Source organism: Mesorhizobium sp. M7A.F.Ca.US.006.04.2.1 (assembly GCF_004022915.1).
In the GTDB taxonomy this organism is placed as follows: Bacteria; Pseudomonadota; Alphaproteobacteria; order Rhizobiales; family Rhizobiaceae; genus Mesorhizobium; species Mesorhizobium ciceri.
The window spans coordinates 1-4,376 of the sequence record NZ_RZQA01000547.1 but is presented as its reverse complement, the minus strand read 5'-3'; the positions used below and the strand labels follow the sequence as shown (position 1 = coordinate 4,376).

Genomic DNA, 4,376 nt, shown 5'->3' with positions numbered 1-4,376 from the left:
GGTGTAGTAATGCGAAGGCGCCAGCGGCTTGTCGCCATCGGACTCCTCGGCGTCCGGCGCGTGGTCGTAAAGCAGGATCAGGTCGACATCCGATCCGGCGGTCAGCTCGCGGCTGCCGAGCTTGCCCATGCCGAGCAGCGCAACCACGCCGCCGGCAATGGTGCCGTGGCGCGCCGCGAATTCGGCCGTCACCGCCTGCAACGCAGCCTCGATGGTGAGATCCGCCAGATCGGAGAAGGCGCGGCCGGCGCGCGCCGGATCGATCGAGCCGGCGAGCAGCCGGACGCCGATCAGGAATTTCTGCTCGGAAGCAAAAATGCGCAGCCGGTCGAGCACGTCCTCATAAAGCCGGTCGCCCTCGACAAAGGCGGAAAGCCGTGCCGACAGATAGGCGCGGTCCGGTAGCTCCGTCAGCAAGGCCGGGTCGAGCAGACCATCGAAGACATGCGGCCGGCGGGTGATGATCGCCGCCAGCCGGGGCGCCGCACCCATGATCGTTGCCAGGAGCTTGAGCAGGGCCGGATTGGACTGCAGCAGGGAAAACAGCTGGATGCCGGCCGGCAGGCCGGCGAGAAATTCGTCGAAGCGCATCAGCGCTTCGTCGGCCCGGCGCGTCTGGCCGAAGGAGCGCAGCAGAGCCGGCGTCAATTCCGTCAGCCGCTCGCGCGCCTCCGCCGACTGAGTGACGCGATAGCGACCGAAATGCCAGCCTCGGATGACGCGGCAGATGTCGCTTGGCCGCTGGAAGCCGAGGCCGTGCAAGGTCTGCAGCGTATCGGGATCGTCGACATCGCCGGTGAAGACGAGATTGCCGATGCCTGTCGACAGTTCGGGTGCTGTTTCGAACAGTGCCGCGTAGTGGCGTTCGACCTGCTGCAGCGAGGCGCGAAACGCCTGGGAAAAGGCAGAAGCATCGGCAAAGGCGAGCATGCGGGCGATGCGCTCCAAGCCTTCGTCATCTTCCGGCAGCGTGTGGGTCTGCTCGTCGGCAACCATCTGCACGGCATGTTCGACGCGGCGCAAGAACCAGTACTGGCGGGCGAGCGCATCGCGCGCCTCGATGGTGATCCAGCCGCGTGTCGCAAGCTCGCCGAGCATCGGCACGGTCTCGCGGCCACGCAGTTCAGGGAAGCGTCCGCCGGCGATAAGCTGCTGGGTCTGGACGAAGAATTCGATCTCGCGAATGCCGCCGCGCCCGAGCTTGACGTTGTGGCCCTTGACCGCGATCTCACCATGGCCCTTGTGGGCGTGGATCTGGCGCTTGATCGAATGGACGTCGGCAATCGCCGCGTAATCCATGTATTTGCGCCAGATATAGGGCTGAAGCTCCTTGAGGAAGGCAGCGCCCGCGGCCAGATCGCCGGCTACCGGACGTGCCTTGATCATGGCGGCGCGCTCCCAGTTCTGGCCGCGCGCCTCATAGTAGCGCAGTGCCGCCTCAACCGGGATCGCCAGCGGTGTCGAACCGGGGTCGGGGCGCAGCCTCAGATCGGTGCGGAAGACATATCCGTGCTCGGTGCGGTCCTGCAGGACGCGAACCAGGCGGCGCGTCAGCCGCGAAAACAATTCGGTGGCGTCGAGCGGGTCGACGACCGCCGGTGCTTCCGGATCGAAGAAAACCACCAGATCGATGTCCGAGGAAAAATTCAGCTCATGTGCCCCGAGCTTGCCCATGCCGAGCAGGATCCAACCCGACTGTTTCGACGGGTTGTCGACATCCGGCAGTTTGAGTTTGCCCTGGCCGTGCGCGTCGCGCAGCAGGAAGTCGACGGCGGCACGGGTACAGGCGTCAGCGAGGTCGCTCAACCGCCGGACCGTCAGCGCCGTTTCGGCCTCGCCGGCAAGATCGGCCAGCGCGATGAGGAAATGCGCCTCCGACTTCCACTGGCGCAGCTCCATCATCAGGCCGGATTCCGAAAGGGTCTCCGCCAAATGCGCCAGGTCTATGGCGGCGCCGATCGCTTTCAGCCGAGCCTCGATTGTCTGCTCGAACAGCCCGTCCAGGATTTGCGGCCGGCGACGTGCCGTATCGCGCAGGAACGGCGACAGATCGAAGACGGCGGCGAGGAAATCCTGGCCCTCCCCTTTGCCGGCCAGAAACTTGGCCAGCCGCGTCACCCCTTCTTCGCGTGCGGCGGACGCGATCTCGGCCAGTTCCAGCCGCGCACGGTCCTCGTCCAGCGGAACAAGCCTGGCCGCCGGCTTCAGCAGCCAATCTTTCGCTCTTGCAGCCGTGCTCATCAGTGATCCTCCCGAACCGGGAAACTCATGACCACGGATAATCCAGGATTGCCAGGCAAGAGTTCAAGCCGGCCATTGTGGAATGTCATGACGGCCTTGGCGAGGCTGAGGCCAAGACCCGAACCCGGTTGCGAACGGCTCTTCTCCAGCCGCACGAAACGTTCCGTGGCACGCGCGCGGTCGCCATCGTCGGGAATGCCGTGGCCATTGTCGGCAACCGACAGGCGAACGTCCGCACCGGTTCGCTCGAGCGTGACGCGCACCGCCGGCTGGGCATTGGCGCCGGTCGAATATTTGATAGCGTTGTCGACGATGTTCGACAGCGCCTGGCCGATCAGTTCGCGGTTGCCGTTGACGGACACCGCCTCGTGCGCGTCTGCTTCCAGCGACACGCCCGCCTCTTCCGCCACCGGCTCATAGAGCTCGACGACATCGCGTACGGCTTCCGCAAGATCGACGCGGTTCGTATTTTCAGACGAGTAGCCAGCCTCCAGCCGGGAGATCATCAGGATGGCGTTGAAGGTTTTTATCAACTGGTCCGACTCGGCGATGGTGCCTTCCAGCGCCTGCCGGTAGTCGGTGGGCTTTTGCTTGCCCGAAAGCGTCGCTTCGGCCCGGTTGCGCAGCCGGGTCAGCGGCGTCTTCAGATCATGCGCGATGTTGTCGGAAACCTGCTTCAAGCCTTCGTTGAGCGTGGCGATCCTGGCCAGCATGGCATTGAGATTTTCGGAGAGCCGGTCGAACTCGTCGCCAACCCCCGTCACCGGCAGCCTGCCCGACAGATCGCCGCCCATGATGCGACGGCTGGCTTCCGACACGCTGTCGATGCGCTTCAGCGCAGCGCGGCCGACAAAAAACCAGATCAGCAATCCGCCCAGCCCCATCATGCCGAGCGCCAGCATCAGCGCACGGCGGATGACGGCACGAAACCGTTCCGGCTCGCCAAGGTCGCGGCCGACCAGCATGATCATCTGGTTCGGCAGCCGCAGCACCAGCGCAATGGCGTTGTGGCCTTTTTCGCCCTGCGCCTGCGCATCGTTCTGCTCGGATTGGGTGGTGGTACCCTGCTCGGCGGGAAGGTTGCGCAGGCGCTCGAGCTCTCCCTCGCCAAAGCGCTGATAAGAGAACGGACTGCTGGTCCAGCCTTCGGTTTCGAGAACGCCAGGTTCGAGGCTCTGCACGTTGCCGGTCAGGATCTGGCCGTTGGCGTCGGCGATCAGGTAAAGGTTTGCGCCGGGCTGGCGCGAGCGCGCTTCGACCACGCGGACCAGTACCGGCAGGCCACCGCGCTGATAGGCGCGGGCAAGGCCGAGCACTTCGTCATTGATGGTCTCCTGCGTCTGCGCGGTCAGCATTCGCGCCGACAGCGAGGTCATGTAGAAGACGAGCGCCACCGCGCAGAGCGCGAAGAGCAGGAAGTAGAGCGCCGAAAGCCGCGCTGCCGTCGTCTTCATGATGGCTGGCACGGAAAGAGCCATGCCGCAGCTAACCACTCTTCAGCATATAGCCGGCGCCGCGAACCGTATGCAGGATGGGCTTGTCGAAGCCCTTCTCGATCTTGCCGCGCAGCCGGGAGACATGGACGTCGATGACATTGGTCTGCGGATCGAAATGGTAGTCCCAGACATTTTCCAGCAGCATGGTGCGCGTCACCACCTGGCCGGCATGCCGCATCAGATATTCGAGCAAGCGGAACTCACGCGGCTGCAGCGTTATCTCGCGTGACGCACGGCGGACCGAATGCGACAGCCTGTCGAGTTCGAGATCGCCGACGCGGTAGACGGTTTCCGCTTCCTTGGCACTGGCGCGCCGGTTCAGCACCTCGACGCGGGCGAGAAGCTCGGAGAAGGCATAGGGCTTTGTCAGGTAATCGTCGCCGCCGGCGCGCAAACCCGTGACCCGGTCATCGACCTCGCCGAGCGCCGACAGGATCAGCACCGGCGTCGTGTTGCCCCTGGACCTGAGACCGGCAATGACCGACAGGCCGTCGCGACGCGGCATCATCCGGTCGATCACCATCACGTCGTAGTCGCCGGCGTCGGCGAGCGCAAAGCCGGTTTCGCCGTCACCGGCGACATGCGCGGTGTGACCGGCCTCGGCAAAAGCTTTCTGCAAGTAATCCGCAGCCTCGCGAT

The 4,376-nt window shown here is 64.8% G+C and carries 3 protein-coding genes; all 3 read right to left on the bottom strand.

Translation table 11 applies throughout. The annotated features are described in order from the left end of the window. On the bottom strand, nt 1-2,241 hold a 2,241-nt coding region (locus tag EN925_RS24845; RefSeq protein ID WP_128337003.1), incomplete at its 3' end, for a bifunctional [glutamine synthetase] adenylyltransferase/[glutamine synthetase]-adenylyl-L-tyrosine phosphorylase. Next, the gene (locus EN925_RS24840) at nt 2,241-3,719 is read right to left on the bottom strand and encodes a HAMP domain-containing sensor histidine kinase (RefSeq protein WP_013532630.1); all 1,479 of its coding nucleotides are present in this window, start codon (nt 3,717-3,719) and stop codon (nt 2,241-2,243) included. The genes EN925_RS24840 and EN925_RS24845, both read right to left, overlap by 1 nt. A gap of 7 nt (nt 3,720-3,726) precedes the next feature. After that, the coding region (locus EN925_RS24835; RefSeq protein WP_164894375.1) for a response regulator transcription factor at nt 3,727-4,376 on the bottom strand (650 nt) is incomplete at its 5' end.

Coding starts and splice junctions, on each gene's coding strand:
- EN925_RS24840 (WP_013532630.1), bottom strand. CDS start 3,719: ATGGCTCTTTCCGTGCCAGCCATCATGAAGACGACGGCAGCGCGGCTT.